The sequence below is a fragment of the Providencia sp. PROV200 genome (genome assembly GCF_049901995.1).
In the GTDB taxonomy this organism is placed as follows: Bacteria; Pseudomonadota; Gammaproteobacteria; order Enterobacterales; family Enterobacteriaceae; genus Providencia; species Providencia rettgeri_E.
Map to the genome: position 1 here is coordinate 1,351,145 of NZ_CP096307.1, position 25,871 is coordinate 1,377,015.

Here is a 25,871-nt window from a genome sequence, read left to right on the forward strand (position 1 = left end):
TTAGCTTATTTTATCAATAGGTAATGCCTATAAAATGTAACAAAAAGTTACTTGTGTCACGCATCACAATTTTTAGGAATTATCTTGAATTAAGGCTGCGAAACGTTTTACTGGAAAAAAAAGCGAAATCTTGTACTGATTTTTATTCATTTGCTTTGACAATCGGCTGCGCATTTGCGAAAACATCAGTGTAAGAGTTAATTATCTAGCGGATAAATGGAAATGGCGCATTTTTGTTCTTATTGGAAGATTAACTTTACACTACTTACAAATTTAAAAGACAAGTAAAAATTGTGGGTGATACTTACATTCACACTAACTTCAGCATTATGAATAAAATTTGCTCCTGAACACAAATTCCTAAATGAATAAAGGTGGTGGCTAAGGTGCTTATTTTAAGATGTAGAAAATAACAATTAGAGAAAGAGAGATAAAGAGATGATTGACAATAAAAAGCGTCCTGGCAAAGACCTTGACCGTATCGACAGGAATATATTAAACGAGCTACAAAAAGACGGGCGAATTTCTAACGTAGAATTATCTAAACGAGTGGGGCTATCACCAACACCTTGTTTAGAGCGTGTACGTCGTCTTGAGAGACAAGGATTTATCTCTGGCTATACGGCGTTATTAAACCCACACTACTTAGATGCATCTTTGCTTGTATTTGTTGAGATTACACTCAACCGTGGCGCTGCAGATGTGTTTGAGCAATTCAACACTGCAGTTCAAAAACTGGAAGAAATTCAAGAATGTCACTTAGTTTCTGGTGACTTTGACTACTTGTTGAAAACGCGTGTGCCTGATATGTCCGCATATCGTAAACTTTTAGGTGAAACTCTGTTACGTTTACCAGGCGTGAACGATACTCGCACCTATGTCGTTATGGAAGAAGTTAAACAAAGCAATCGTTTAGTGATCAAAACTCGCTAATTATTGCTTTTTTAACCTCAATTCAGCACAGCATTTCAGCTTTGTTGCCGCACTGCAGTTTCAACGCTGAGTTTACTCAGCGTTGTTCCGTTTTTCCCACCTCATCTGTTGCTTTATCAAAACGCCGTATTTTGTTGTTTAATAGCTTCAATTGGTTGCTATCTAAAACTTTCTATTGTGTTTTACGTCAATTACTTAGCAATTGATAAATTTTATTTCCAATTTATTGATTCTAAAGCTATAAATATTTAGGATTTTTGACGAGAAATAGAAATTGAATCATCATACATTAGATGGAATACTGCATCTTAGTGCTTTGGTGAGGCCCTGATTTCCCTTAGTCGTTGTAAAGCAGGCAGAGTCAGGGGTTTAATGGTAGAATAAATCTAAGTTAGTCAAGAACATCAGTTAGCAAAGAAACAATAATGAGCCAAGAATATACAGAAGATAAACATATCAAATTTAAAAAACTAAGTAGCGGAAGACGGCTATTAGAGGTTATTTTGCTCGCAATATGCTTGAGCGCTCTCTTCTTAATGGTGGCTTTATTGAGCTTCAGCCCTTCAGATCCAAGCTGGTCACAAACGACTTGGAATGCCCCTGTACAGAATCTAGGAGGGAGTGTTGGTTCATGGAGTGCAGATATCCTTTTCTCTGCTTTTGGTATTCTTGCATTTGCAATCCCTCCATTATTGCTTTTAGGGTGTTGGGCGATTTTCCAATATGAAAGTCAACGCCGATATATTGACTTTTTCTCTTTATCATTAAGATTAATTGGTGGGCTAGCACTTATTTTATCCTCTTGTGGTCTCGCGGCTCTCAATTTTGACGACTTGCCTAACTTCGCCTCTGGCGGTGTGATTGGCAGCGTATTTAGTAGTGCAATTATGCCGTGGTTCAATTCATTAGGCGCCACTTTAGCATTACTGTTTTTATGGGCGATAAGCTTTACGCTGTTTACTGGGTGGTCATGGCTTACCATAGCAGAAAAAATTGGTGCAGCCGTTCTTCTCCCGATCACGTTGCTAACAAATCGAGCAAGGGGAGACGATTTAGATGATTATGATTACGATGTTGAAGAAACTGAAGGGGCTTTACAGCGTGCGCAAGAAGCGGAACACAGAGCCAATGATGATCTAGAACATCTTGATATAGATGATGTTTTATTTTCCGCCCCCACAGTGACTGAATTAGTCACAGAAGTCGACCCAACCACGGAAAAAGTGACGAGCGAAGCAATTACAGCGCCAGAAAGTCCAATCCCTTCGGTCAATCAAAATGAATTAGAACAAGATCCAGTACCCACTTTCTCGACAGTTGATGAACCGAGTACATATCATTTTGAAGTACCAGAAGATTACCAATCTAAGCTCAGCGCTGGTTTTGACGCAATATCAGAAACAGCTTCAGAAACAGCGAATGAGCCGTTAGTTCAATCGTCTGCGTATGTTGCACCAGAAGAATCGATGTTTGATGTTCATCATAATCAACAAACAGAGCCTCAAAAACAGGATAACATCGCTTCTCCAAAGTATTCGAATAATCAGGTAACATCTGTTAATCAAGCGGCGTTTGAACCACAGGCGACATCAGTGCCATCACTTGATCCTTCAAATATCACGCAAAACATTATTCCGTCATCTGTTACTGAAAGGGTTTCTAATCCTGCAGCATTAGCGGCTGCGGGTATTTCAGTCGCGGCACTGGAGCGCCATGCCCAAGTTAAACAAAATATGGAGCCAGAGCTTCCGCGACCTAATCCTGTTCGCTTACCGACGCGTCGTGAATTATATGGCATTCGCATTCCTTCGTTACGTGATGCAGAACTACAACGGCGTGAAGAAGAAGCCTCTAAACGTGAGCAGGTATATCAGCAGTGGTCTACGAGTGAAGTTGAGGAATCTGCAATTGATGATGAAGCGCAACAAGACGAATTACTACGAGCGCAGTTTTTAGAACAGCAACGCGAACGTTATGGTGACGTTGATGAAACTGATTATGAGGCACCGTTAAATAGCGGACATTCTGATGAAAACCAATGGCAAAATGAGCCAATGGCAGAAAATAAAGCCAGTGCATTTACGCAGCCAGCGATTGAACATCGCTGGGCGTCGACGTCACCATTATCCAATAATATTCATACTATTCCAGAGCCTGAAGAAGCCCCAACAACTGTGGATAACGGCTATCAGCCGCAGTTTACACAAGCACATTCTTCCCAAGAACAAGACGACTTTGAGCCTAAGATTGATTTAAGCAAAGAGTTCTCTGTACTGGATAGCTTTACCCCTGTTGATGATTTGGTTGACAATGAGCCTGCTGACCCATTATTTATGCCGTCATTTAGTGCGACTTCCGTTTCACCGGAGGTTTCACAAAATAATATTGCAGAAGGGCTTGGCAGCTCACCATCCGTAACGCAAACTTTTGTGCAGCCACAGCAGCCACAGCAGCCACAGCAGCCACAGCAAGATAGCTTATTCCACCCGTTCTTAGTGCGTAATGATCAACCATTACCAAAACCTACAACGCCAATGCCATCTCTTGATTTACTGGCTAGTCCACCAGCGCAAGAAGAGCCAGTGGATATGTTCAAACTAGAACAAACAGCAAGGCTGATTGAAGCAAGGCTAAATGATTATCGTGTTAAAGCTGAAGTCGTTGGGTTCTCTCCAGGGCCTGTCATTACTCGGTTTGAACTTGATTTAGCACCAGGAGTAAAAGCAGCGCGGATATCCACATTGTCACGTGACCTTGCTCGTTCATTATCAACCGTAGCAGTACGCGTTGTCGAGGTGATACCAGGTAAACCATATGTGGGTCTTGAACTTCCTAATGAGAAACGGCAAACCGTTTATTTAAGTGAAGTTTTAGATTGTGATGACTTCCGTAAAAATTCGTCTCCACTGACAATCGTACTAGGTAAAGATATTGAAGGCGATCCTGTCGTTGCTGATTTAGCGAAAATGCCGCACTTACTCGTTGCAGGGACAACGGGCTCTGGTAAGTCTGTTGGGGTGAATGCGATGATCCTCAGTATCTTGTATAAAGCGAAACCCGAAGATGTCCGCTTTATCATGATTGACCCAAAAATGCTCGAATTATCCATTTATGAAGGTATCCCACATCTATTGACGGAAGTGGTTACTGACATGAAAGACGCAGCAAATGCCTTGCGTTGGTGTGTGAATGAAATGGAACGTCGTTATAAATTGATGTCTGCGTTAGGGGTACGTAACCTCGCGGGTTATAACGAGCGCATCAAAGCGGCAGAAGAAATGGGGCGGCCAATCCCTGATCCACATTGGAAACCCGGAGATAGCATGGATGTCGAACATCCAATGTTGAAAAAAGAACCTTACATTGTCGTCATGGTCGATGAGTTCGCTGATTTGATGATGACAGCGGGTAAAAAAGTGGAAGAGTTAATTGCACGATTAGCACAAAAAGCGCGTGCAGCAGGTATTCACTTGGTATTGGCAACTCAACGGCCATCGGTTGATATTATTACAGGGTTAATCAAAGCAAATATTCCAACGCGAATTGCTTTTACGGTATCCAGTAAGATTGACTCACGCACGATCCTTGACCAAGGCGGCGCGGAGTCTTTACTTGGTATGGGGGATATGCTGTATTTGCCACCTAACTCTTCAATACCTGTGCGGGTACACGGTGCATTTGTTCGTGACCAAGAGGTTCATGCGGTTGTGAATGATTGGAAAGCTCGCGGTAAACCACAATATATTGATAGCATTACCACCTGTAGCGATGATAGCGAAGGTGGTGGTTACGATAGTGGCGGCGAAGAGCTCGACCCACTATTCGACCAAGCAGTTGAATTTGTTGTTGAGAAACAACGCGTTTCCATTTCTGGGGTCCAACGTCAATTCAGGATAGGCTATAACCGAGCTGCAAGAATTGTTGAGCAAATGGAAATCCAAGGTATTGTCAGTGAGCAAGGACACAATGGTAACCGTGAAGTTCTTGCACCTCCGTCAATGGGACATTAATAATTTTAGTGTGCTAATTGCTGGTTTAATTTAAGGGGTGTATAAAGACGTAACACCTCTTATGGTAATAATTTTAAGGTCTTTCATCGATGAAAAAAATGATGTTATTGGGTGCGTTAGCCCTGAGTTTACATATTGGCCAAGTATTTGCGGACGCAAGCCAAGACCTTCAAGAACGTTTAAATAAGGTCAATAGCTTTCAAGCTAGCTTTTCACAAAAGGTGACGAGCCCAGAAGGTGATTTGATTCAAGAAGGTGTTGGGGATTTATGGCTTGAGCGGCCAAATTTATTTAATTGGAACATGACATCACCGGATGAAAGTGTACTTGTGTCAGATGGAAAAAACTTGTGGTTTTATAACCCGTTCGTAGAACAAGTGACCGTGACTAACTTAGCGGATGCCACGCAGGATACGCCATTTTTACTGATTACGCGTAACGACCCGAAAGATTGGAAACAGTACTCAATCATTCAGCAGGGAAATACGTTTGATTTAAAACCAAAGCAAACTAGTGGAACTTTAAAGCGTTTCTCGATTACGGTTTCTCCCGAAGGGACGATTGAGCAATTTTCAGCAGTTGAGCAAGATGGCCAAACGAGTGCTTATCAATTAAAAGAGCAGAAAAATGGTCGCGTTGATGCAAGTAAATTCAAATTTACAGTACCAAAAGGCGTCACTTTAGATGACCAGCGCTCAAACGCAAAATAAGCTTGATTAGAGAAAATATTAGCCAGCAACAGTCGTGCTTGTTGGTTAATAAATAAGATATTTTAAGTGGTAAAAAAGAGGATATAGTGGGTAACCTGTCTCTTGATTTTTCGCAGAATGAATTTCAACCTTTAGCAGCAAGAATGCGGCCTGAAACCCTTGAGCAATATATTGGGCAAAAGCATTTATTGGCAGAGGGGAAACCGTTGCCACGTGCGATTAAAGCGGGTCATCTGCACTCCATGATTTTATGGGGACCGCCAGGAACAGGTAAAACAACGCTTGCTGAAATTATTGGTCATTATGCACAAGCCGATATTGAACGTATTTCAGCAGTCACCTCTGGTATTAAAGAGATTCGAGAATCTATTGAAAAAGCTCGGCAAAATCGTAGTGCAGGGCGAAGAACCATTTTATTTGTGGATGAGGTTCATCGTTTTAATAAAAGCCAGCAAGATGCATTTTTACCGCATATAGAAGATGGCACGATCACCTTTATAGGTGCGACAACAGAAAACCCATCATTTGAATTAAACTCTGCATTGTTATCACGTGCTAGGGTGTATTTGCTTAAATCTCTTGAAGAGAATGATATTGAACAGGTATTGTTGCAAGCACTGGCTGACGCCTCTCGTGGCCTTGGTGGGCAAAATATTGTTCTACCCGATAGCTCACGTAAAATGGTCGCTCAGTTGGTTAATGGGGATGCTAGGCGTTCATTAAATCTGCTGGAAATGATGGCAGATATGGCCGAAGCTGACACTCAAGGGCAGCGCGTTTTAACCACGGATTTATTAAAAGAGGTTAGTGGTGAGCGTACTGCTCGGTTTGATAACAAAGGCGACCGCTATTACGACTTAATTTCTGCTTTGCATAAGTCTATTAGGGGCTCAGCACCAGATGCCGCACTGTACTGGTTTGCAAGGATCATCACTGCGGGGGGGGATCCACTGTATGTTGCTCGCCGATTGCTTGCCATTGCATCAGAAGATGTGGGGAATGCAGACCCCCGGGCGATGCAAGTGGCTATTTCAGCGTGGGATTGTTTTACGCGAGTAGGGCCCGCGGAGGGCGAGAGGGCGATTGCTCAAGCCATTGTTTATTTAGCTTGTGCGCCGAAAAGTAACGCTGTGTATACCGCCTATAAAGCAGCGATTAAAGATGCACAAATGCAGCCAGATTACGATGTGCCGGAACATCTTCGAAATGCCCCAACTAAACTATTAAAAGAGATGGGGGCAGGGAAAGAATATCGCTATGCGCATGATGAACCCAACGCTTATGCGGCAGGGGAAAACTATTTCCCTGAAGCGATGCAAACAACACGTTATTATTACCCGACAAAACGGGGTCAAGAAAGCAAGTTTGCTGAAAAACTAGACTGGTTAGCCCAACAGGATCAAATTAGCACCACAAAACGCTATCGCTAAACTGGGCAATGCGGTAAGGTTATATAGCGAAATACTTTATTTTATTTGTCGTGCTGGAATGCACCTCAAAAAGTATCATTAATTACTCACAATAATCACAGGATAAGCATGCTCGATCCCAATTTACTGCGTACGGAGCTAGACGCGGTTGCTGAAAAACTGGCTCGCAGGGGTTTTACCCTTGATGTGGAAAAGCTGCGTGAATTAGAAGAACGCCGCAAAGTTTTACAAGTTGAAACTGAAACCCTGCAAGCAGACCGTAACTCGCGATCGAAAACCATTGGTGCGGCGAAGGCACGTGGTGAAGATATCGAACCATTACGTCTGGAAGTTAACCAATTAGGCGAAAAATTGGATTCTGCAAAAGCGGAGTTAGATAAGCTGCAACAAGAAATCCGTGATATTGCTTTAAGTATCCCGAATATTCCAGATGACCAAGTACCTGATGGTAAAGATGATTCTGACAACGTTGAGGTTGCACGTTGGGGTGAACCTCGTCAGTATGATTTCGAAGTTAAAGACCATGTCAGTCTTGGTGAGTTATCTGGTGGCTTAGATTTCCCAGCTGCGGTAAAACTGACAGGTGCACGTTTTGTTGTTATGAAAGGGCAAATTGCTCGCATGCACCGTGCATTGGCACAATTCATGCTTGATTTGCATACTGAACAACATGGTTACCAAGAGTTGTATGTTCCGTATTTAGTCAACCATGACACGCTGTATGGAACTGGCCAATTACCAAAGTTTGGTGAAGATTTATTTCATACTAAACCACTGGAAGAAGAAGCTGACAGCAGTACTTATGCGTTGATCCCAACTGCTGAAGTACCTGTGACTAACTTGGTTCGTGATGAAATTTTAGATGAAGATTCACTTCCTCTGAAAATGACGGCACATACGCCTTGCTTCCGTTCTGAAGCGGGATCTTATGGTCGTGATACACGCGGTTTGATCCGTATGCATCAATTTGACAAAGTTGAGTTAGTGCAAATTGTTCATCCAGAAAAATCTATGGATGCACTGGAAGAGCTAACAGGCCATGCTGAAAAAGTGCTGCAATTACTGAACTTACCTTATCGTAAAGTGATTTTATGCACCGGTGATATTGGCTTTGGTTCACGTAAAACTTATGACTTAGAAGTGTGGTTACCAGCGCAAAATACATATCGTGAAATTTCATCTTGTTCAAACATGTGGGATTTCCAAGCACGACGTATGCAAGCACGCTTCCGCGGTAAGAGTGATAAGAAAACACAACTTGTTCATACTCTGAATGGTTCTGGTTTAGCCGTTGGTCGTACATTGGTGGCGATTTTAGAAAACTACCAATTAGCTGATGGCCGTATTGAAGTTCCAGAAGTATTGCGCCCATACATGAAAGGGTTAGAGTTTATCGGTTAATTACTCATTAACCTAAACATAGACCGCGGCTAGTGATAGCTGCGGTTTTTTTTAACTTATTATATAACGTAATAAAAAAAGGAAAGCATTTGCTTTCCCTTTGAGAATGACAGAATAACAGCGTTATTCGAACCTATTTTACTTGTGAGAAAAACAGGCTACGGTAGCTGCTGTAATAGCAAACATACATAATTGGCATAGAAACTAATAAACCTAAACCTAATGGAATAACTGAAATTATCATTAAGATAGAGATAACGATAAAGAACAGAATACCTGGCAGGATGTTTTTCTTAACGGCTTGTAAGCTTGCAGAAATTGCAGCGCCAACAGTGAAATCATGGTTCATCACTAATGCAGGAGCAAACCAAGTTAAGGCTGTACCCACTAATGCTGCAATGGCCATTATGATGATTGCAAAGAAGAATGTACCTGAAGAGGCAAGGATAGCTGCATCAGATGGTGAACCATATTGGTTGCTTTCCATCAGTAAACCGAACATTGCAGAACCACCGATAATAAATGCGATGATCATTCCTACTAAGTTAGCAGCAAAGTTGATTGCTCCAACGGCAAATAGGGTACCAAATTTATTTTGGAAGCCTGCAAATAATAAGCCGATTTCTGCTTGACCTGTTTTACGTTGATTTTCACTGATAGCAATAATACCACCGATAAAAATAGGTGTAATAAATGTAATTAATAAATTTAAGAATGGGATCATTGAAATGATAAAGATCACAGCAAACAGAACAATGTTAATCAAGATCCACATTCCCAGTTTTTCTTTAACGAGAGACCATGATTGGCTGATCCAGTTAACACCTTCGCCTGCATCTACTGCACGCGGTTCTGCGTGAAAAACAAATGTATCAGCTTGAGTTTGCGCATTAATTGTAGGTGCAGGGTTGTTATCTGCACTGAAGTTTTCATTATTCATAATAAAAAAGGAACCTGTTAGTCGTAGTGAATTAGCGATTAATTATTATTAATAAGTTTTTTGAGCTTATACTCATTCTTGTAACTTATCGGCGGTAGTATGCAGATAAGTTAGCTTATTATAAAGCAGACTATTCTGGTAAGGTATTTTTGATTAAAATTTTCTTGTATAAAATATTTTTATCGTGATAAGACAATTATCTATATACTTTTTAGTTTGCTTGCTCAATCTTGCTGTACATATAATTAATATCAGCAAGAATTATTAGAACTCGAATATAAAAATATTCAGTTAGCTGGTATTGGGCTGGTAGGATATAAAAAGGCAGTTACTCAGATAATTGGCTATTTAGCACTGTTCAAATAAAGCTGAGGCTCTATAAAGAGCCTCAGATTGGTTAGTACATCACTTTATGACCATAACTTTCTAGAATACTTTTAACTCGTTCCATCACTTCTTTTGATGGTGGTCTAACGCCATCTAGTTTGTATTCTTCACCCATGGTTTCCCATTTGTGTTTACCGAGTTCGTGGTAGGGCAGTAATTCGATTTTTTCGATATTGCTCATATCTTTGGTAAATTCGCCCAGTAAATGTACCGAATGGTCGTCATCACTCCAACCCGGCACGACAACATAGCGTACCCAAGTTTTCTGGTTGCGTTTGGCAAGGTAACGAGCAAATTCCAAAGTACGATGGTTAGAAACACCCACTAATTTTTGATGAATTTCATCATCGATTTGCTTTAAATCTAACATCACTAAGTCAGTGACATCCATCAGTTCATCAATCACTGGGTCGTAGCGGCGCACGAATCCATTGGTATCAAGGCAAGTATGAATATTTTCTTTTTTACAGGCACGGAACCAGTCACGTACAAATTCAGCTTGTAAGATAGCTTCTCCGCCTGAGGCGGTAACACCACCACCTGTAGCATTCATAAAATGGCGATAGGTAACGGCCTCTTTCATTAATTCTTCGACGGTAACGATGTTGCCACCGTGAGTGTCCCAAGTATCGCGGTTATGGCAATAGAGGCAGCGCATTAAACAACCTTGGAAAAATACAATGAAACGGATCCCAGGACCATCGACCGTTCCGCATGATTCAAATGAATGAATACGGCCGAGGGTTGCAGGCACTTCAGTTTTAGTGATATCAGTTGTTGTAATTGTATTGGCAGACATAGCAGGTACTCCAAAATATCCGTCATACCGCAAACTGTAGAGCAAAAATATCGTTGCTGGTATAGATAAAAAGACCCCGTAAAGCGGGGTCTTTAATTTACTTTATTTTAATGAGCTAATTATTATTACATTGAACTTGTGAAAGTACGAGTAATAACGTCTTGCTGTTGTTCTTTAGTTAGTGAGTTGAAACGTACAGCATAACCCGATACACGGATAGTCAATTGTGGGTATTTTTCTGGGTTTTCCATTGCGTCTAACAGCATTTCACGGTTCATGACGTTAACGTTCAAGTGCTGACCGCCTTCAATAGACGCTTCGTGGTGGAAGTAACCATCCATCAGACCTGCTAAGTTAGTTTTACGAACATCATCATCTTTACCTAACGCATTTGGTACGATAGAGAAAGTATAAGAAATACCATCTTTCGCGTAAGCAAACGGCAGTTTAGCAACCGAAGTCAGTGAAGCTACTGCACCTTTTTGGTCACGACCGTGCATTGGGTTTGCACCTGGTCCGAATGGCGCACCTGCACGACGACCATCTGGTGTATTACCTGTTTTCTTACCATACACAACGTTAGATGTGATGGTCAGGATTGACTGAGTTGGTACCGCGTTACGGTAAGTAGGCAGTTTCTGGATTTTCTTCATGAAACGTTCAACTAAGTCACACGCGATATCATCTACACGTGAATCGTTGTTACCAAATTGTGGATATTCACCTTCGATTTCGAAGTCGATAGCGATACCGTCTTCATCACGAATTGGTTTAACTTTCGCATATTTGATTGCAGACAGTGAGTCAGCAGCAACAGATAGACCCGCGATACCACAAGCCATGGTGCGATAAACATCACGGTCATGCAGTGCCATCAGAGAAGCTTCATAGCTGTATTTATCATGCATAAAGTGGATGCAGTTCAGTGCAGTGACATACTGAGTTGCTAACCAATCCATGAAGTGGTCCATTTGGTTCATCACAGTATCGAAATCTAAGACTTCATCCATGATTGGCGCATGTTTAGGACCTACTTGCATTTTCAGTTTTTCATCAACACCACCGTTGATGGTATACAGCATGGTTTTCGCTAAGTTTGCGCGAGCACCGAAGAACTGCATTTGTTTACCAACAATCATTGGGCTAACGCAACATGCGATTGCATAATCATCGTTATCGAAGTCTGGACGCATCAAGTCATCGTTTTCATACTGAACTGATGAGGTATCGATAGACACTTTTGCCGCGAATTTTTTGAAATTCATTGGCAGTTTTTCTGACCACAGGATAGTCATGTTTGGCTCAGGAGATGGGCCCATGGTATACAGTGTGTTCAGGAAACGGAATGTGCTTTTCGTTACTAGAGTACGGCCATCAAGGCCCATACCTGCTAATGATTCAGTTGCCCAGATTGGGTCACCAGAGAACAGCTCATCGTATTCAGGTGTACGTAAGAAACGTACCATACGCAGTTTCATGACCAAGTGGTCAATTAACTCTTGCGCTTGTTGTTCGGTGATTTTACCTGCTTCTAAGTCACGTTGGATATACACGTCTAAGAAGGTAGAAACACGACCAAATGACATTGCAGCACCGTTTTGTGATTTAACTGCGGCTAAGTAGCCGAAGTAAGTCCACTGTACTGCTTCTTGTGCATTTGTTGCTGGTGCAGAAATATCGTAACCGTATTTTGCAGCCATTTCTTTCATTTGACCCAATGCACGGTGCTGTTCAGCAATTTCTTCGCGCAGTTGGATAGTCATTTGCAGGTCTTCACCTTTTTCTAATCTTTCTTGCAAAGAGGTGAATTGGTTAAATTTGTCTTTCATCAGGTAATCAATACCGTACAGTGCAACACGACGGTAGTCACCGATGATACGACCACGACCATATGCATCAGGCAGACCTGTTAAGATACCTGATTTACGGCATTTTAAGATGTCTGGCGTATAAACGTCGAAAACACCTTGGTTGTGAGTTTTACGGTATTCAGTGAAGATTTTTTTGATTGTTGGATCTAAAGTACGGTCGTATGCTTTGCATGAGCCTTCAACCATTTTGATACCACCGAACGGGATAAGACCACGTTTCAGAGGTGCGTCAGTTTGTAAACCAACAATTTTTTCTAATTCTTTAGTAATGTAACCTGCATCATGGGAAGTGATGGTTGAAGCGACATCTGTGTCAAAATCAACAGGCGCATGGGTGCGGTTCTCGATTTTGATCCCTTCCATGACTTTATCCCACAACGTGTCAGTTGCTGGAGTAGAGCCTGCTAAGAAAGATTCATCACCTTCATATGGAGTATAGTTTTTCTGGATGAAATCACGTACGTTGACGTTATTCTGCCAGTCACCTTGGTTAAAACCTTGCCATGCTAAAGCGAATTTTTCATTTAACTCGGACATGATACTTTTACCTTTTAACAATGGATCTTTTAGGGATCTTAATAAATCTTTTCGTGTGTGTCAGTGGCTATTAATGTTTTTGGCCACTACGTAAATGCATAAACCAATAAATGAGGCCGACTAAAATCGCGCCGCCAATAATATTTCCGATAGTAACTGGAATTAAGTTATCTGTAATAAAGTTACCGACTGTTAGGTGTGAAAATTGGTCAGGAGACATATTGATTTGAGACCAATATTCAGCGGGTGCAAACTCTTTAATCATAATGCCTAATGGGATCATGAACATGTTTGCGATACTATGTTCAAAGCCGCTCGCCACAAACATCGCGACAGGTAAAACTAAAACGACCAGTTTATCCGTTAAGCTACGACCTGAGTAACTCATCCAAACCGCAAGGCAAACCATTAAGTTTGCTAAAATTCCTAATGTAACCGCTTCAATAAAGGTATGGTGTAATTTATGGCTGGTGGTTTGTAATACATTTAACCCCCATTGGCCATTGGCTGCGGTGTATTGCCCTGCAAACCAAATCAGCGCAACAAAAAATAGCGCACCAATTAAGTTACCAATATAGACATTAAACCAGTTGCGGAACATTTGCCCCCAAGTAATTCTACCTGTGGCTTTTGAGACGATAGTGAGTACGGTGGAAGTGAAAAGGTCTGCGCCACATACAACCACTAACATCAGACCTAAGGAGAAACAGATCCCGCCAATAAGTTTAGTGAAACCATAAGGCGCTTCAGCTGCCCCAGTTGTTGCTGTGATATAGAATACAAACGCAATAGAGATAAAAATACCGGCAGTGAATGCTGACAAGTAAGTAATTGCAGGATGTTTATTTGCCTTATAAAAAGAGGCATCATCTGCGACTTGCGCCATTACAGCAGGTGGCAATAAATTAAAAGGGTTGTCAGCTTTCATACCAACACTCTCTTACAAAGTTGATTAATTATAGCACGCAATAATAGTAACAAAGGGGATAAATGGGAAATTTGATGTGGATCATGAACTCGCTAGAGAGAGAGGTGAAAATGGTTAATGCAATGTTAAAATTAATCGTAACTCAATGAAATTAATGATAAAAATATTTTTTAAAATTTATTAAAAATTTTTATAAAGTCAGTTTTGAACATTAAAATAAGTAAAAATATACGCGTAAATGTTAACTATTTAAGATGAATATGATCCTTTTGGCATATAATTTAACTTATGCTTGCATAATGCCCTATTTAATTAGGGGGGATCCCGATATATATTTCTTAGCCAAATCGTATTTTTGCAATATTTATCTAACAATTATGCAAATAATAAAAGATTCATATAAATAAAACTATGAACTAAAGCGATATATCTTAATTAAACAATCAGTTTTTTTGATGGAACTTACACCGAGAATCCAATTGTACCAGTTTTAAAAATATCGACCAATAGCGCAATTGCAACACGTTTGTCAGACATAATTGATTATGATTGCGGACCAATTATTGATGGGGTTCCATTACCGACAATAAGTAAAGGGTTATTTGAACGGGTGATTGAAACGGCAAGTGGTGACTATCAGGCCCAAGCGGATAGGCTAGAACAGTTTGATTTCTTATTATGGAAATTATGGAAACGTTCATTGGATTTATAATTAATATAAACCAATAAAATGCAAAAATGTTGACGGGGCAAGTTCCCCGTCAACGATTTAATTCACATTATGCATTATCACGCTTTGCTTTTTGCAGCTTTTCATAAGCGGCCAGCAAGGCTTGATGCGCAGGAAGTGCTTTAAGTTCCTCGTCAATAGACCACAAGCCATAGAAGCATGATTCCCCAGCGATAGCGGCTGATGCAGCATCGACTGCCTCTTGCCCATACATCCGTACAAAGGCGTTGTAGTATTGCGCAGGATCACGCTCTTCTTCTTGGGATAATAACAACAGGGTTTGCAAGCAACGATAATAATTCGCACGCTCAGCAGTAAATACCGAGCTATTGAAATCTTGTGTCCATTCAACCCAAGCAAGTGCTTGCTCGAGGTCACCACCAGCCAGTGCTAACATGGATTTTAGTTCGCCAATACGTAGGTTACTCCACCCATTGTCTTTACCTACAGCCAGACCAAGTAATTCACGAACACGGGTAAAATCATCTAAGCCGTCATCATCTAATTGCTCGATAAGGGCAAGATAATCTTGTTTTTCCCATTGGCTATCAGGTAGGTTGATAATGGTGTCACGTAAATAAGCGCCCATCGCATTATTGGCAATATGTAAGTCTTCTACTGGGTAAATATCAGACATACCTGGGACTAAAATACGGCAAGCGTAGACACCCAAATGGTTATAATCTGCAATATAGACTTCAGCATCTAATGTATTGAAAATACTGATAAGTGTTGCAAATTCTTCTTGAGTTGTGCCTTTAAAACTCCAATCTGCAAAGGCATAATCGGCATTATCTTTAAACAGATCCCAGCTAATTAAACCGCTTGAATCAATAAAGTGAGTTTCAAGATTCGTGTGCTCTGCTACTTCTTCGTCATCAAAGGTTGGTGCATTAAACACATCGAGGTCTTTTAAGCCACGGCCTTGCAGCAATTCTGTGACAGTACGCTCAAGGGCCACACCAAAGTCAGGATGAGCACCAAATGAGGCAAAGCAAGTCCCGTTCTGTGGATTGAACAACACCACACAAATTACAGGGTATTGACCGCCTAGTGATGCGTCATAACAGAAAATTGGAAAACCTTCTTTCTCTAAGGTTTCAACCGCTTCAACGACTGCAGGGTAGCGCGCCATAACATCTTCTGGGATAGCTGGCAGGCTAATACTTTCAGCGATGATTTTATTTTTCACAAAACGTTCAAAGACTTCGGAAAGACCTTGTACACGAGCTTCATTGGCTGTATTTCCCGCAGACATACCGTTAGAGACATACAAATTACCGACAATATTCATTGGAATATACACGGTTTGGTTGTCTGATTGGCGGGTAAATGGCAGGGCGCAGATACCACGTTCTTCATTGCCGGATTGTAAGTCAATTAATTGGCTAGCGGCTAAGGCGTTGTCGGGGTCATAAAACTTAATCAAACGATTGTCTAATAACCCTTCAGGTAAACTATCATCTTCGGTTAATGGGAACCATTTTTCATTAGGATAATGAACAAAATCCCCTTCAGCGATAGATTTACCAAGGTAAAAGTCCGCAAAGAAGTAATTCGTTGATAAACGCTCAAAATACTCACCAAGCGCTGAGGCTAATGCGGCTTTTTTGCTCGCCCCTTTACCATTAGTAAAGCACAGTGGGCACGCTTTATCGCGGATATGTACAGACCAAACGTTGGGTACGGGGTTTAACCAGGAGGCTTCTTCAATATCAAACCCTAATTTCTTTAATTTGGTTTGAAATGCATCGATGGAATCTTCAAGAGCGGCATCTTTGCCGGGAATAAAAGTTTGGCTCATTGTCAGTCACTTGTGAATAGAGTGTTTCAAACGGCCTATGATACGGATTTTTGTCGCAAGCCTCACGCTTTTTATTTATTCACAGATAAATCATCTTAAAATTCATTATTTATCCTAAAATAATTGTATAGGTCACATAAAATTCAGCATAATTCCACATAATAACTAAAGTTTATTAATGAAAGGAAAATAGGATGAAAAACAGAAATAAAGCGCTTTTGGCGACACTCGTTGCATTGTTTGCCGCATCTGCTATCGCTCAACCCAATATTACGGTATTGGCGACAGGGGGAACGATAGCAGGTGGGGGGGATTCAGCGACTTCCTCAAGTTATCAAGCGGGTAAAGTCGGGATTGATGCTCTAATCAATGCGGTGCCAGAAACCAAAAAAATTGCCAATTTAAGCGGTGAGCAATTGGTGAATATTGGTTCACAAGATATGAATGACCAAGTCTGGCTGACACTGGCGAAAAAAATTAACCAGGACTGTGATAAAACGGATGGTTTTGTAATCACACATGGTACTGATACTTTAGAAGAAACAGCATTTTTTCTTGATTTAACTACGCAATGTAAAAAGCCTATTGTTTTGGTTGGTGCAATGCGCCCTTCAACGGCTTTGGGAGCGGACGGCCCTCTGAACTTATATAACGCGGTGGTTTTAGCGACAGATAAGTCTGCCGCAGAGCGTGGTGTTTTGATGGCAATGAACGATAAAGTTGTGCAAGGCCGTAATGTGATGAAAATGAGCACCACTGAAGTACAGGCATTTGATGCCGTTAATGGTGGGGCAGAAGGCTTTATTCATGATGGTAAAGTTACCTATTTCCAAGCACCGCAACCACGTGGTGATAGAGCAGCATTCGATGTCAGTAAGCTCGAAAAGCTTCCTGCAGTAGGTATTGTTTACAATTATGCTAATGCTTCAGCCGCTCCTGTGAAAGCCTTGAGAGAAGAAGGGGTTGAAGGAATTGTAAGCGCAGGTGTGGGTAACGGTAATATGTATAAAGCGGTATTTGACGCTTTAGCAAAAGCAGCCAAAGAAGACGTAGTTGTCGTTCGTTCAAGCCGTGTACCAACAGGTTATACAACAAGAAATGCCGAAGTGGATGATAACTTATATGGATTTGTTGCTTCAGAAAGGTTAAACCCGCAAAAAGCGCGTGTGTTGCTACAATTAGCATTAACCCAGACTAAGGATCCTCAGCAAATTCAGGCATTATTTGAGAAATACTAATTATTAAAATAAGTGTTAATTTAATACAGCGGGGTGCAGTAGCCTGTACCCCGTTAGTTTTGCTGTGACATTAATGTAATATTATTGAATCCACGAATTACACAATATCATCGATAACTCCACCATCAACACGTAAGGCCGCACCGGAAGTGGCTGACGCTTGCTCAGAGCAGGTATAAACCACCATATTAGCAACTTCTTCGACAGTCGCTGCGCGTTGGATCACTGAGCTTGGGCGGTGAGCCATCACAAACTCTTTTGAGAGGGTTTCAAGCGATTTCCCCGTTCTCGCAGCTTCATCTTCCATCATATTGGCAAAACCATCAGACAGTGTTGGCCCCGGTAAGACACTATTTACGGTAACACCACTACCGGCGACATATTTTGCTAGCCCTCGAGAAAGAGAGAGCATAGCCGTTTTAGTCACACCATAGTGGATCATATCCGCAGGGATATTGCGCGCCGATTCCGATGAGATAAATACCACACGGCCCCAGCCTTTTTTTACCATTGCAGGAAGTAAGGCTCTGGATAAACGCACCGAGGACATCACATTTGTTTGCCAGTAATTATCCCAGTTAGCATCATCCATTGTATAGAAATCTTCTGGCCCATAAATACCCGCATTATTAACCAAAATATCAATTTCATTAATTTCGCTGAGTAGCTTATCAACGCTTTTTGCATCACTGACATCCGCGATAGCTGGAAATACCTTGGCGTTTGGTAACTCTTTTTTCAAGCGAGAAACTGCATCATTAACGCGCCCTTCATTGCGGCCATTAATCAAAACTTCTGCGCCACAATTAGCGAGACCTTTAGCGATAGCATAGCCAATTCCAGCTGTTGATGCGCTGACTAATGCACGTTTACCTGTTAAGTCTATTTTCATAGATGAACTCTTTATGTTGAAAAGGAGAGTTTATAATATCAAATACCAATACGAGGCTTTTCTTATTAATGCTGTTAATTTTATTTTATTATTTATTGGTAAATTTTATATATATGTATGTTATTTTTCAGCATAACAACATTTATCCTAATCATTTCACTCAGTATCTGATTTTTTTTAAGACAATTAGGTCAATGTGGTGATAGAAATTAGAGAATTCTTATCAAATAGCAAAAATTAAGGTCCAAAGGGTTAATTTACTGATTTTATCTTAAGCCCCACCTAATGGGTTTCTCTTCATTATTTTTCATATTTATCAATATATTAAATTTCATTTTTAGTAAGGTCATCACCGGTGATGATGGCAGTTAATTAAAATTAATGTGCCGTTGATCATATTTTGGCAACAAAGCCTGTATCTGTGTTGATAATTCGCGTTGCAAAAAATAGGCTAAATACATCGCAAGAGGCATAACTCATTGTGAATATTTAGATTTAAATGGAAAGTTAAATCGTATTTCGGCCGAAAAATAAAATTAAAAAATATTAGAGGAATACAAGAATGGTTAATAAAAATGTCAATACTGGCAGGAAATTGCTCGTCTTAAAAATTGCGATTGCGATGCTTCCTATCGGTTATCAGCCTATCATGCATGCAGAACAATTTCTTGAGGATTCAAAACTTACTGGTGGTCTTTATTACTGGCAGCGAGATCGTTCACGTAAAGATTTAGACCCAAATAGCGATAAATATAAAAAATATGCAGATAATCTTAAGCACTCAACATTTAATGCGAGTCTCGATTTTTCATCCGGTTATTTCCAAGACATCATCGGGCTTGATTTAGCCGGTTTTACTGCCATTGAGTTATCAAATAGTGGGCCTGCTGCGCCAAATGAAATCGGATTTAGTGATGCAAAATCACGTTGGGATGAAAAATGGACCGGGGATCGCAGTGGTGTGACTTTCTATAAGGCCGCTGCAAAACTAAAATATGGCCCTTTCTGGGGGAGAGGAGGCTATATTCAACCAACGGGACAAACTCTATTAGCTTCCCACTGGAGCTACATGCCTGGGACATACCGCGGGTTAGAGGTAGGTGGGGTGTTTGATTTTGAGCAAAATGGCGAGCTGAGCATGTCCTATATGTGGACCGACCGCTATAAAGCGCCTTGGTACCGTAGTATGTATGACTTTCGTGAAGCGGATGGTAAAACTGGGATCAGCTATTTATACTCAATTGGCTTTAAATATGACTTTAAAAACAATCTAGTTCTTGAAGGTGCATATGGGCAAGCTAAAAGTTATATGGATCAATATTTTGCCAAAGTTTCTTATGCGGCTCCTGTTGTAGGTCGTGATTTACGTATGTCTTATCAATTTTATGGAGCAAAAGACAAGGTTTCAGACGGCGGAGTTAACGATGTTTATGACGGCTTAGCTTGGTTGCAAGCGATGACATTAGGTTACACTTACGATGAGTTTGATTTTAAAGTTGAGGGAACCTATGTAAAAGCTAAAGGTAATCAAGGTTATTTCCTACAGCGTATGACCCCTGGTTGGGCAACATCAAATGGCCGCATGGATATCTGGTGGGATGGCCGTTCAGACTGGAATGCTAATAATGAAAAAGCCGTTATGGCGGGTGTTATGTATGATTTAAAAAATTGGGATTTAGCTGGATGGAAGGTTGGAACCTCATATATTTATGGATGGGACGCTAAACCAAGTACGAATAGCCAATATGCTCAAGATGTACGCTTAAAAGAAAGTGCATGGAACTTTGATATTTTATATACCGTGCAGTCAGGTAGAGCAAAAGATACACTATTTAAGCTGCATTTTACCAAGTATGATAATCATACAGATATTCCGAGCTATGGCGGTGGTTACGGAAATATCTTCCAAGATGAAAAAGATATTAAGTTTATGGTGATGATGCCATTTACTGTATTTTAAAGTATAAAATATTTTAGTCACAATGACTGCTATAGGGGAAACCATGGCAGTCATTAAAAGGTATTACCTTATATTTTTAATAATGAATGGGATATTAGCGTAAGGATAAATGCCTATATTAAAGCTTAAAAATAAGGTGAGTATTTTCACCTTATTTTTATTGTGATTATAAAGATGCATTATTTACACTTTCATTGAGTATCAAAGCGTCTTGTTTTAGTTTATCTTTTAATACGGTAACTTTTTCTGAATGATGAGCTGGATTTTTAACTTGTGCTTGACCAGATAAAATCCCACCTTTTTTAATCGATAAACTGCTGTAATGGATAGTACCGTGGATTTCTCCATTATTTTCAATACTGATAGTATCAGAGTGGCATTCACCTTCAATACGCCCATTTACCACCAGTTCTTTGCAGGTGATATTTCCTGTCACTTGGCCGTTTAACATGACTTTAACCGTATTATCTTTTCCGGTTATATTCCCAATGACTTTTCCATAGATATGCACTTGCTCATTAGAGGTTATATTTCCTTCAAAAACAACGTCCCTAGAGATAATTGTATTCGTTTTTTCTTCACTAATCGTTGGGGTTGATAGTGTGACTTGTTCTTCTATCTTTACAGTCACTTCAGGCTCATGACTTACCGAAGGGGGAGTCGCTGTAGGCGCGGGCTTGTTTTGTCTTTTGGTGAACATTTTACTTACCTTTTTTTGATTGAAGTGTACGATCAAGAACAGTATTGATAATGCAAACGAAAATAAGGCGCTAGTTAAATAACTAAAGAACCACCCTATTAAAGTAAGAAACCAGAAGAAAAAACTTGTATTGAGAAAAAGATATGTTTTTTTCATCAGTTAATCTCTTACAAATTGCTAAAGTACTCAATAAGTTTAGCCAATAAATACAATTACACATTTAAATTGTACGTTAACTTTATGACTACATTTGAATCACTAACTCTCTAATTTAGAGTTAAAATTATAGTAAGGTAATTAAATAATTTTAAATAGTATGAAATGATAGAAATCATCTATGATGTTATTTATATACCACATTGATTGGTAAAGCATAATTCTAGATAACAAATTATAATTATCCGTGAAATAATATAAAGATTTTGATTTGAATTGCAACTATTAAGGTTTTTAATAAAATTCGTATTATCGGCGAGATCTAGTGGTAAATAGTTATGTTTAGGTTATTCACTAGGAATTATCACTAATAGAGTGTAAGAGTATCAATACTTAAAATAAAAAACCCCGATAAAATTGTTTTATCAGGGTTTTGGCATTTTTAACCATTACGTTTCATCAACGATGGTTGAATACTGTTACTCTTTGGCTTCGTGTGCGTCAGCATTGTCACGGCAATCGCCATCTGCGCAATGACCATATAGATATAAACTATGGTTAGATAGTTTAATGCCATGGCGAGCAGCGATATTTTTTTGGCGGGTTTCAATGGATTCGTCAGTAAACTCAATCACTTTTCCACAATCTAAACAGATTAAATGGTCATGGTGATGTTGCTGGGTTAATTCGAATACAGATTTACCACCCTCGAAGTTGTGACGGGTAACGATACCGGCATCATCAAATTGGTTCAATACGCGGTATACGGTTGCTAACCCGATCTCTTCACCCATATCGATCAGCTTTTTATAGAGATCTTCCGCACTGACGTGGTGGCACTCAGGCTCTTGAAGTACTTCCAAAATTTTTAATCTTGGAAGAGTGACTTTGAGTCCAGCATTTTTCAATGCTTTATTGTTGTCTGTCATGCGGGTTTTGTCCTGTATCTTAAATCATAAATTTAACAATAATGAGACATTTTTAACATCAATACAGTTGTCTTCTAAACTGATTTACAATTATAGGCATGGAAAATAAAAATAGAAACCATGCATTGTCTCATTATTTTGATAATCTCGTGAGAACCTATCCTATTAGGATACCTTATCGGTTATTTTAGATTATGCCACTGGCTTAGATGATTCATTTTGTGCAAAACAGTGGCGTAACCTATGGGTAAGGGTTCTTTACATGACCTATTAGCCTAAAATTTCAGCTAAAGACATTTCTTCAGAGATTTGTTTTACCCATGCATCAACACGTTCATCAGTTAGCTCAGGTTGACGATCTTCATCAATCGCTAAACCAATAAAGTGGTTGTCATCTGCCATGCCTTTGGATACTTCAAAGTGATAACCTTCAGTTGGCCAATGACCAACAATAACTGCACCACGAGGTTCGATAATATCGCGGATCGTACCCATTGCATCACAGAAATATTCAGCGTAGTCTTCTTGGTCTCCGCAACCAAATAAGGCGACAAGTTTACCTTCGAAATCAATTTCTTCGAGAGTAGGGAAGAAATCATCCCAATCACATTGGGCTTCACCATAATACCAAGTTGGAATACCGAGAAGTAGAATGTCAAAAGCTTCAATATCTTCTTTGCTACATTTTGCGATATCGTGAACTTCTGCTACATCTTTGCCTAATCTTTCTTGGATCATTTTGGCAATATTTTCTGTGTTACCTGTGTCACTTCCGAAGAAAATGCCTATGACTGCCATAAAGTGATTAACCTCTTGTTTTTCTAAGAGAGCTAGAGGTGATAACTCGCCTTCTAGAGCCCATTTAGAACGAAAATAGATAGAATATTACGCCTTATTTTGGCGAAAAAATGTTGCTAAGTCTGTCAAATTTGTGTGATTTACCAAGATAACGCTATTTGAGTATTGATGTATCAACATGCTCAAGTTGTGACATTAAAATTTCTTCGATCAATTCACTACGGCTTATATTTTTATCTTCAGCTAACTGATTCAATACCGCGACAGCTTCTTCGTTCAGTTTCAATTCAACTCTGCGCAATCCTTTCACTTTATCTCGTTTCAGTTGGTTGCGTTTGTTGATCCTTAATTGTTCATCCCGTGATAGCGGGCTTGTTTTAGGTCGCCCAGGCCTTCGTTCCTCAGCGAACAAATCTAGCGTAGTTCGGTCTGTTTGTTCTTTTGCCATGTTTATAACTGCTAAAAGGGTGTGCCAGTAATTCAGCGCGCCATGATACCCTAGCTAATTCCCTTGTGCTATAGCTTCATCTATCATGATTTGGTTTAATTGGTTGTAAAATGAGCACTTTTAGTAAAAAAGCACCACTTGCCATAGACGTGATGCTTTTTTATCCATGTTATTGCGTTTGTTGGTACCATAAATTGGCGTATAAGCCATTTGAGTTGAGTAAGTTTTCGTGAGTATCCATCTCGTGTACTTCTCCTTGGCAAATCACACATATCCTATCAGCGTGCATAATCGTATTTAGCCGATGAGCAATGCTAATGACGGTTCTTCCTTGAGTAATTAATGGCATATTTTCCATAATGGCGGCTTCTGACTCGTAATCGAGAGCGGAAGTTGCTTCATCGAGAATTAAAATATCGGGTTCGGTGAGCAACGCACGCGCAAGTGCAATTCGTTGACGTTGACCACCTGAAAGATTCGATCCTTTTTCTGATAAGGGATAATTAAAATTATCAGTCAATGTCATGATAAATTCATAAGCACCAGCCAATTTTGCAGCGTGAATAACTTGTTCGTCAGTCGCTTGTGGATGACTTAATCGAATATTATCAGCGATAGACCCGACGAATAAGGTACTTTCTTGTAATACGACGCTCATTTTTCGGCGTAATGAAACGGTATCTGCGACCGCGAGATCCATACCATCAACAATAACTTGCCCATGTTGTGGGACATAAAGCCGTTGTAATAATTTTGTTAGGGTACTTTTCCCGGAACCTGAAGGGCCGGTAATGCCAATAAATTCACCTGCATTAACCGTTAATGACAAATTATTGAGAACTTCGGGCGTATCAGGCTGATAACGAAAACGGATATTTTGAAACTCGATTTTTCCGTGAATATTTGACGTATTTGCAATCCCCTTGCGTTCATTTTCTATAGGTTCATCAAGAATATCTCCCACTCGACGTAGGGAAATGATGGTGTGTTGGAAGTCCTGCCAAACTTGGGCAAACCGCAATACGGGTTGTGTAACATGCGCACTTAGCATATTAAATGCCACTAATTCACCAGGCGAAATCCCGCCATTTAATACCTCTTTGACACCCACCCATAAAAGAATTGCGGTAGTTATTTTGCTCACGAATGTCATTAATTGGGAGGCCACTTCACTGCGCATTGAAACTTTAAAGCTTTGAGTCAGCTGTTTGCTAAATATTTTTTTCCAACGTTGATTAAAGTATTTTTCTGTCGCGGTCGTTTTTATGGTTTCAATCCCCGTAATACTTTCAGTGAGAAATGTGAGACCATTTTCATCGGCTTGATAGGATTTTTCAGTTTGCTGGCGAATAATTGGGCCTAGGATCATCCATAAAACAAAAAATACCCCCATAGAGCCTAATAAAATCCACGCCATCAAACTACTGTAGGAAAATAAAACAGCGACAAAAAGAATGACAAAGATAAAGTCTATAAATAGCATGAGCGTTGAACCCGTTAAAAATTGCCTTATATGGGCTAATTCACGGATCCTTGCGATAATTTTACCTGTTGGCCTTAGTTTAAAATAATTTAAAGGTAAGGCCATTAAATGGCGATAAATTTTGCCTGATAATTCAGCACCGATCTGGCTGCTACTATGACTAAAAATTTTATTACGAATAAAGCCATATATCGGCTCTGCAACCGCAATGGCAAAAATCGCCAACGCAATAACATGTAAATTTGAAAGGCTTCGACCAACCAACACTTTGTCGATTAAGTTTTGAAATAATAAAGGGCTAATTAAGGCGAAAAGCTGAATAATGGCAGAGAGAATAAAAATATTTCGTAATTTAACATGTTGCCGAAAAATAGAGGGGATAAACCAACTAAAGCCAAAGGCTTTTTTTTGCTCGGACTCTAGTTGTTCTTTAATGAGTAATACGTCAAATTCAGTATCTGGAAGTGCACCAGAGTTATGAATGGGTTCCTGTTTGTCATTAATAGGGTTTATGAGTGCCAATTCATTTTCTTGGCTAATTACTTGCCAAAAACCATCTATATAGATTAAAGCAGGCAAAGGCAACGTGCTTAATTGTGCATATTGCGCGGTAATAAGCTCGGTTTCATACCCTAATGTATGTGCACATTCTCTAATTTCCCACTCAGTAGGGGATAAAGTTTGCATACCAATTGCATGCCTGAGTTGATCAGATGAAACAGTGTTTTGGTAATATTTAGCCACCCAAACTAAGGCATCCAAGCCATGATTATTTAACTGTTCCATC

At 40.0% G+C, this 25,871-nt stretch carries 18 protein-coding genes and 1 pseudogene; 8 read left to right on the forward strand and 11 right to left on the reverse strand.

Going from position 1 to position 25,871, the window contains the following annotated elements:
• Positions 1 to 438 precede the first annotated feature (438 nt).
• The 5 genes from lrp (at position 439) to serS (ending at position 8,484) form a co-directional block, all read left to right on the forward strand.
• Positions 439 to 933 (forward strand): leucine-responsive transcriptional regulator Lrp, encoded by a 495-nt coding sequence (lrp, locus tag M1E86_RS06025; RefSeq protein WP_004256338.1) that lies wholly within the window; start codon positions 439 to 441, stop codon positions 931 to 933.
• 425 nt (positions 934 to 1,358) lie between these two features.
• Positions 1,359 to 4,943 carry a DNA translocase FtsK 4TM domain-containing protein gene (locus tag M1E86_RS06030; RefSeq protein ID WP_426099286.1) on the forward strand — a complete coding sequence of 1,195 codons (3,585 nt, stop codon included), beginning with the start codon at positions 1,359 to 1,361 and terminating at the stop codon, positions 4,941 to 4,943.
• 89 nt (positions 4,944 to 5,032) lie between these two features.
• The gene (gene lolA / locus M1E86_RS06035) at positions 5,033 to 5,653 is read left to right on the forward strand and encodes an outer membrane lipoprotein chaperone LolA (protein ID WP_125892472.1); all 621 of its coding nucleotides are present in this window, start codon (positions 5,033 to 5,035) and stop codon (positions 5,651 to 5,653) included.
• An 86-nt stretch (positions 5,654 to 5,739) separates the two neighbouring features.
• Positions 5,740 to 7,083, forward strand: coding sequence for a replication-associated recombination protein A (locus M1E86_RS06040; RefSeq protein WP_426099287.1), 1,344 nt, complete (start codon positions 5,740 to 5,742; stop codon positions 7,081 to 7,083).
• A 108-nt stretch (positions 7,084 to 7,191) separates the two neighbouring features.
• Positions 7,192 to 8,484 carry a serine--tRNA ligase gene (gene serS / locus M1E86_RS06045; protein WP_004256329.1) on the forward strand — a complete coding sequence of 431 codons (1,293 nt, stop codon included), beginning with the start codon at positions 7,192 to 7,194 and terminating at the stop codon, positions 8,482 to 8,484.
• Between the two features lie 133 nt (positions 8,485 to 8,617).
• Here serS and M1E86_RS06050 read toward each other — a convergent pair whose 3' ends face one another.
• From M1E86_RS06050 to focA, 4 genes are all read right to left on the reverse strand, one after another.
• Entirely contained in the window at positions 8,618 to 9,424 is an 807-nt protein-coding gene (locus tag M1E86_RS06050; protein ID WP_125892476.1) for a BPSS1780 family membrane protein, read from the reverse strand.
• Between the two features lie 397 nt (positions 9,425 to 9,821).
• Positions 9,822 to 10,610, reverse strand: a complete 789-nt coding sequence (gene pflA / locus M1E86_RS06055) for a pyruvate formate lyase 1-activating protein (protein WP_213914554.1) — start codon at positions 10,608 to 10,610, stop codon at positions 9,822 to 9,824.
• A gap of 125 nt (positions 10,611 to 10,735) precedes the next feature.
• Entirely contained in the window at positions 10,736 to 13,018 is a 2,283-nt protein-coding gene (gene pflB / locus M1E86_RS06060; RefSeq protein WP_213914553.1) for a formate C-acetyltransferase, read from the reverse strand.
• Between the two features lie 70 nt (positions 13,019 to 13,088).
• Positions 13,089 to 13,946 carry a formate transporter FocA gene (gene focA / locus M1E86_RS06065; protein WP_004256299.1) on the reverse strand — a complete coding sequence of 286 codons (858 nt, stop codon included), beginning with the start codon at positions 13,944 to 13,946 and terminating at the stop codon, positions 13,089 to 13,091.
• Between the two features lie 457 nt (positions 13,947 to 14,403).
• On the opposite strand from focA, the pseudogene M1E86_RS06070 reads away from it, so the two are divergent.
• A pseudogene (locus tag M1E86_RS06070) lies at positions 14,404 to 14,658 on the forward strand (altronate dehydratase); the annotation flags it as partial.
• A gap of 67 nt (positions 14,659 to 14,725) precedes the next feature.
• On the opposite strand, the gene ycaO reads toward M1E86_RS06070, so the two are convergent.
• Entirely contained in the window at positions 14,726 to 16,480 is a 1,755-nt protein-coding gene (gene ycaO, locus M1E86_RS06075; RefSeq protein WP_125892740.1) for a 30S ribosomal protein S12 methylthiotransferase accessory factor YcaO, read from the reverse strand.
• Between the two features lie 194 nt (positions 16,481 to 16,674).
• Here ycaO and ansB point away from each other — a divergent pair, with 194 nt between their 5' ends.
• Positions 16,675 to 17,718, forward strand: coding sequence for an L-asparaginase 2 (gene ansB / locus M1E86_RS06080; protein WP_248467886.1), 1,044 nt, complete (start codon positions 16,675 to 16,677; stop codon positions 17,716 to 17,718).
• Positions 17,719 to 17,815: 97 nt separating this feature from the next.
• Here the strand turns inward: ansB and M1E86_RS06085 are convergent, their stop codons facing one another.
• Positions 17,816 to 18,610, reverse strand: coding sequence for an SDR family NAD(P)-dependent oxidoreductase (locus M1E86_RS06085; protein ID WP_125892484.1), 795 nt, complete (start codon positions 18,608 to 18,610; stop codon positions 17,816 to 17,818).
• Between the two features lie 562 nt (positions 18,611 to 19,172).
• Here M1E86_RS06085 and chiP point away from each other — a divergent pair.
• Positions 19,173 to 20,570 (forward strand): chitoporin ChiP, encoded by a 1,398-nt coding sequence (chiP, locus tag M1E86_RS06090; RefSeq protein ID WP_125892486.1) that lies wholly within the window; start codon positions 19,173 to 19,175, stop codon positions 20,568 to 20,570.
• Positions 20,571 to 20,736: 166 nt separating this feature from the next.
• Here the strand turns inward: chiP and M1E86_RS06095 are convergent, their stop codons facing one another.
• From M1E86_RS06095 to M1E86_RS06115, 5 genes are all read right to left on the reverse strand, one after another.
• Positions 20,737 to 21,270 carry a bactofilin family protein gene (locus M1E86_RS06095; RefSeq protein ID WP_248467887.1) on the reverse strand — a complete coding sequence of 178 codons (534 nt, stop codon included), beginning with the start codon at positions 21,268 to 21,270 and terminating at the stop codon, positions 20,737 to 20,739.
• Positions 21,271 to 21,905: 635 nt separating this feature from the next.
• On the reverse strand, positions 21,906 to 22,355 hold the full coding sequence (fur, locus tag M1E86_RS06100; RefSeq protein ID WP_004256285.1) for a ferric iron uptake transcriptional regulator: 450 nt from the start codon (positions 22,353 to 22,355) through the stop codon (positions 21,906 to 21,908).
• A gap of 270 nt (positions 22,356 to 22,625) precedes the next feature.
• Positions 22,626 to 23,153: a flavodoxin FldA gene (fldA, locus tag M1E86_RS06105; RefSeq protein ID WP_004256261.1), complete on the reverse strand. Its 528-nt coding sequence runs from the start codon at positions 23,151 to 23,153 to the stop codon at positions 22,626 to 22,628.
• A 154-nt stretch (positions 23,154 to 23,307) separates the two neighbouring features.
• Entirely contained in the window at positions 23,308 to 23,601 is a 294-nt protein-coding gene (ybfE, locus tag M1E86_RS06110; protein ID WP_102138471.1) for a LexA regulated protein, read from the reverse strand.
• Between the two features lie 169 nt (positions 23,602 to 23,770).
• Positions 23,771 to 25,870 (reverse strand): type I secretion system permease/ATPase, encoded by a 2,100-nt coding sequence (locus tag M1E86_RS06115; protein WP_426099288.1) that lies wholly within the window; start codon positions 25,868 to 25,870, stop codon positions 23,771 to 23,773.
• Between the last annotated feature and the right edge of the window lies 1 nt (position 25,871).

Bases quoted from the DNA above. Each gene is read 5' to 3' on its own strand.
- ycaO (WP_125892740.1), bottom strand. From the start codon at position 16,480: ATGAGCCAAACTTTTATTCCCGGCAAAGATGCCGCTCTTGAAGATTCC.
- fldA (WP_004256261.1), bottom strand. From the start codon at position 23,153: ATGGCAGTCATAGGCATTTTCTTCGGAAGTGACACAGGTAACACAGAA.
- lolA (WP_125892472.1), top strand. From the start codon at position 5,033: ATGAAAAAAATGATGTTATTGGGTGCGTTAGCCCTGAGTTTACATATT.
- M1E86_RS06095 (WP_248467887.1), bottom strand. From the start codon at position 21,270: ATGTTCACCAAAAGACAAAACAAGCCCGCGCCTACAGCGACTCCCCCT.
- pflA (WP_213914554.1), bottom strand. From the start codon at position 10,610: ATGTCTGCCAATACAATTACAACAACTGATATCACTAAAACTGAAGTG.
- M1E86_RS06030 (WP_426099286.1), top strand. From the start codon at position 1,359: ATGAGCCAAGAATATACAGAAGATAAACATATCAAATTTAAAAAACTA.
- pflB (WP_213914553.1), bottom strand. From the start codon at position 13,018: ATGTCCGAGTTAAATGAAAAATTCGCTTTAGCATGGCAAGGTTTTAAC.
- serS (WP_004256329.1), top strand. From the start codon at position 7,192: ATGCTCGATCCCAATTTACTGCGTACGGAGCTAGACGCGGTTGCTGAA.
- focA (WP_004256299.1), bottom strand. From the start codon at position 13,946: ATGAAAGCTGACAACCCTTTTAATTTATTGCCACCTGCTGTAATGGCG.
- ansB (WP_248467886.1), top strand. From the start codon at position 16,675: ATGAAAAACAGAAATAAAGCGCTTTTGGCGACACTCGTTGCATTGTTT.
- M1E86_RS06115 (WP_426099288.1), bottom strand. From the start codon at position 25,870: ATGGAACAGTTAAATAATCATGGCTTGGATGCCTTAGTTTGGGTGGCT.
- M1E86_RS06050 (WP_125892476.1), bottom strand. From the start codon at position 9,424: ATGAATAATGAAAACTTCAGTGCAGATAACAACCCTGCACCTACAATT.
- ybfE (WP_102138471.1), bottom strand. From the start codon at position 23,601: ATGGCAAAAGAACAAACAGACCGAACTACGCTAGATTTGTTCGCTGAG.
- M1E86_RS06085 (WP_125892484.1), bottom strand. From the start codon at position 18,610: ATGAAAATAGACTTAACAGGTAAACGTGCATTAGTCAGCGCATCAACA.
- lrp (WP_004256338.1), top strand. From the start codon at position 439: ATGATTGACAATAAAAAGCGTCCTGGCAAAGACCTTGACCGTATCGAC.
- fur (WP_004256285.1), bottom strand. From the start codon at position 22,355: ATGACAGACAACAATAAAGCATTGAAAAATGCTGGACTCAAAGTCACT.
- chiP (WP_125892486.1), top strand. From the start codon at position 19,173: ATGGTTAATAAAAATGTCAATACTGGCAGGAAATTGCTCGTCTTAAAA.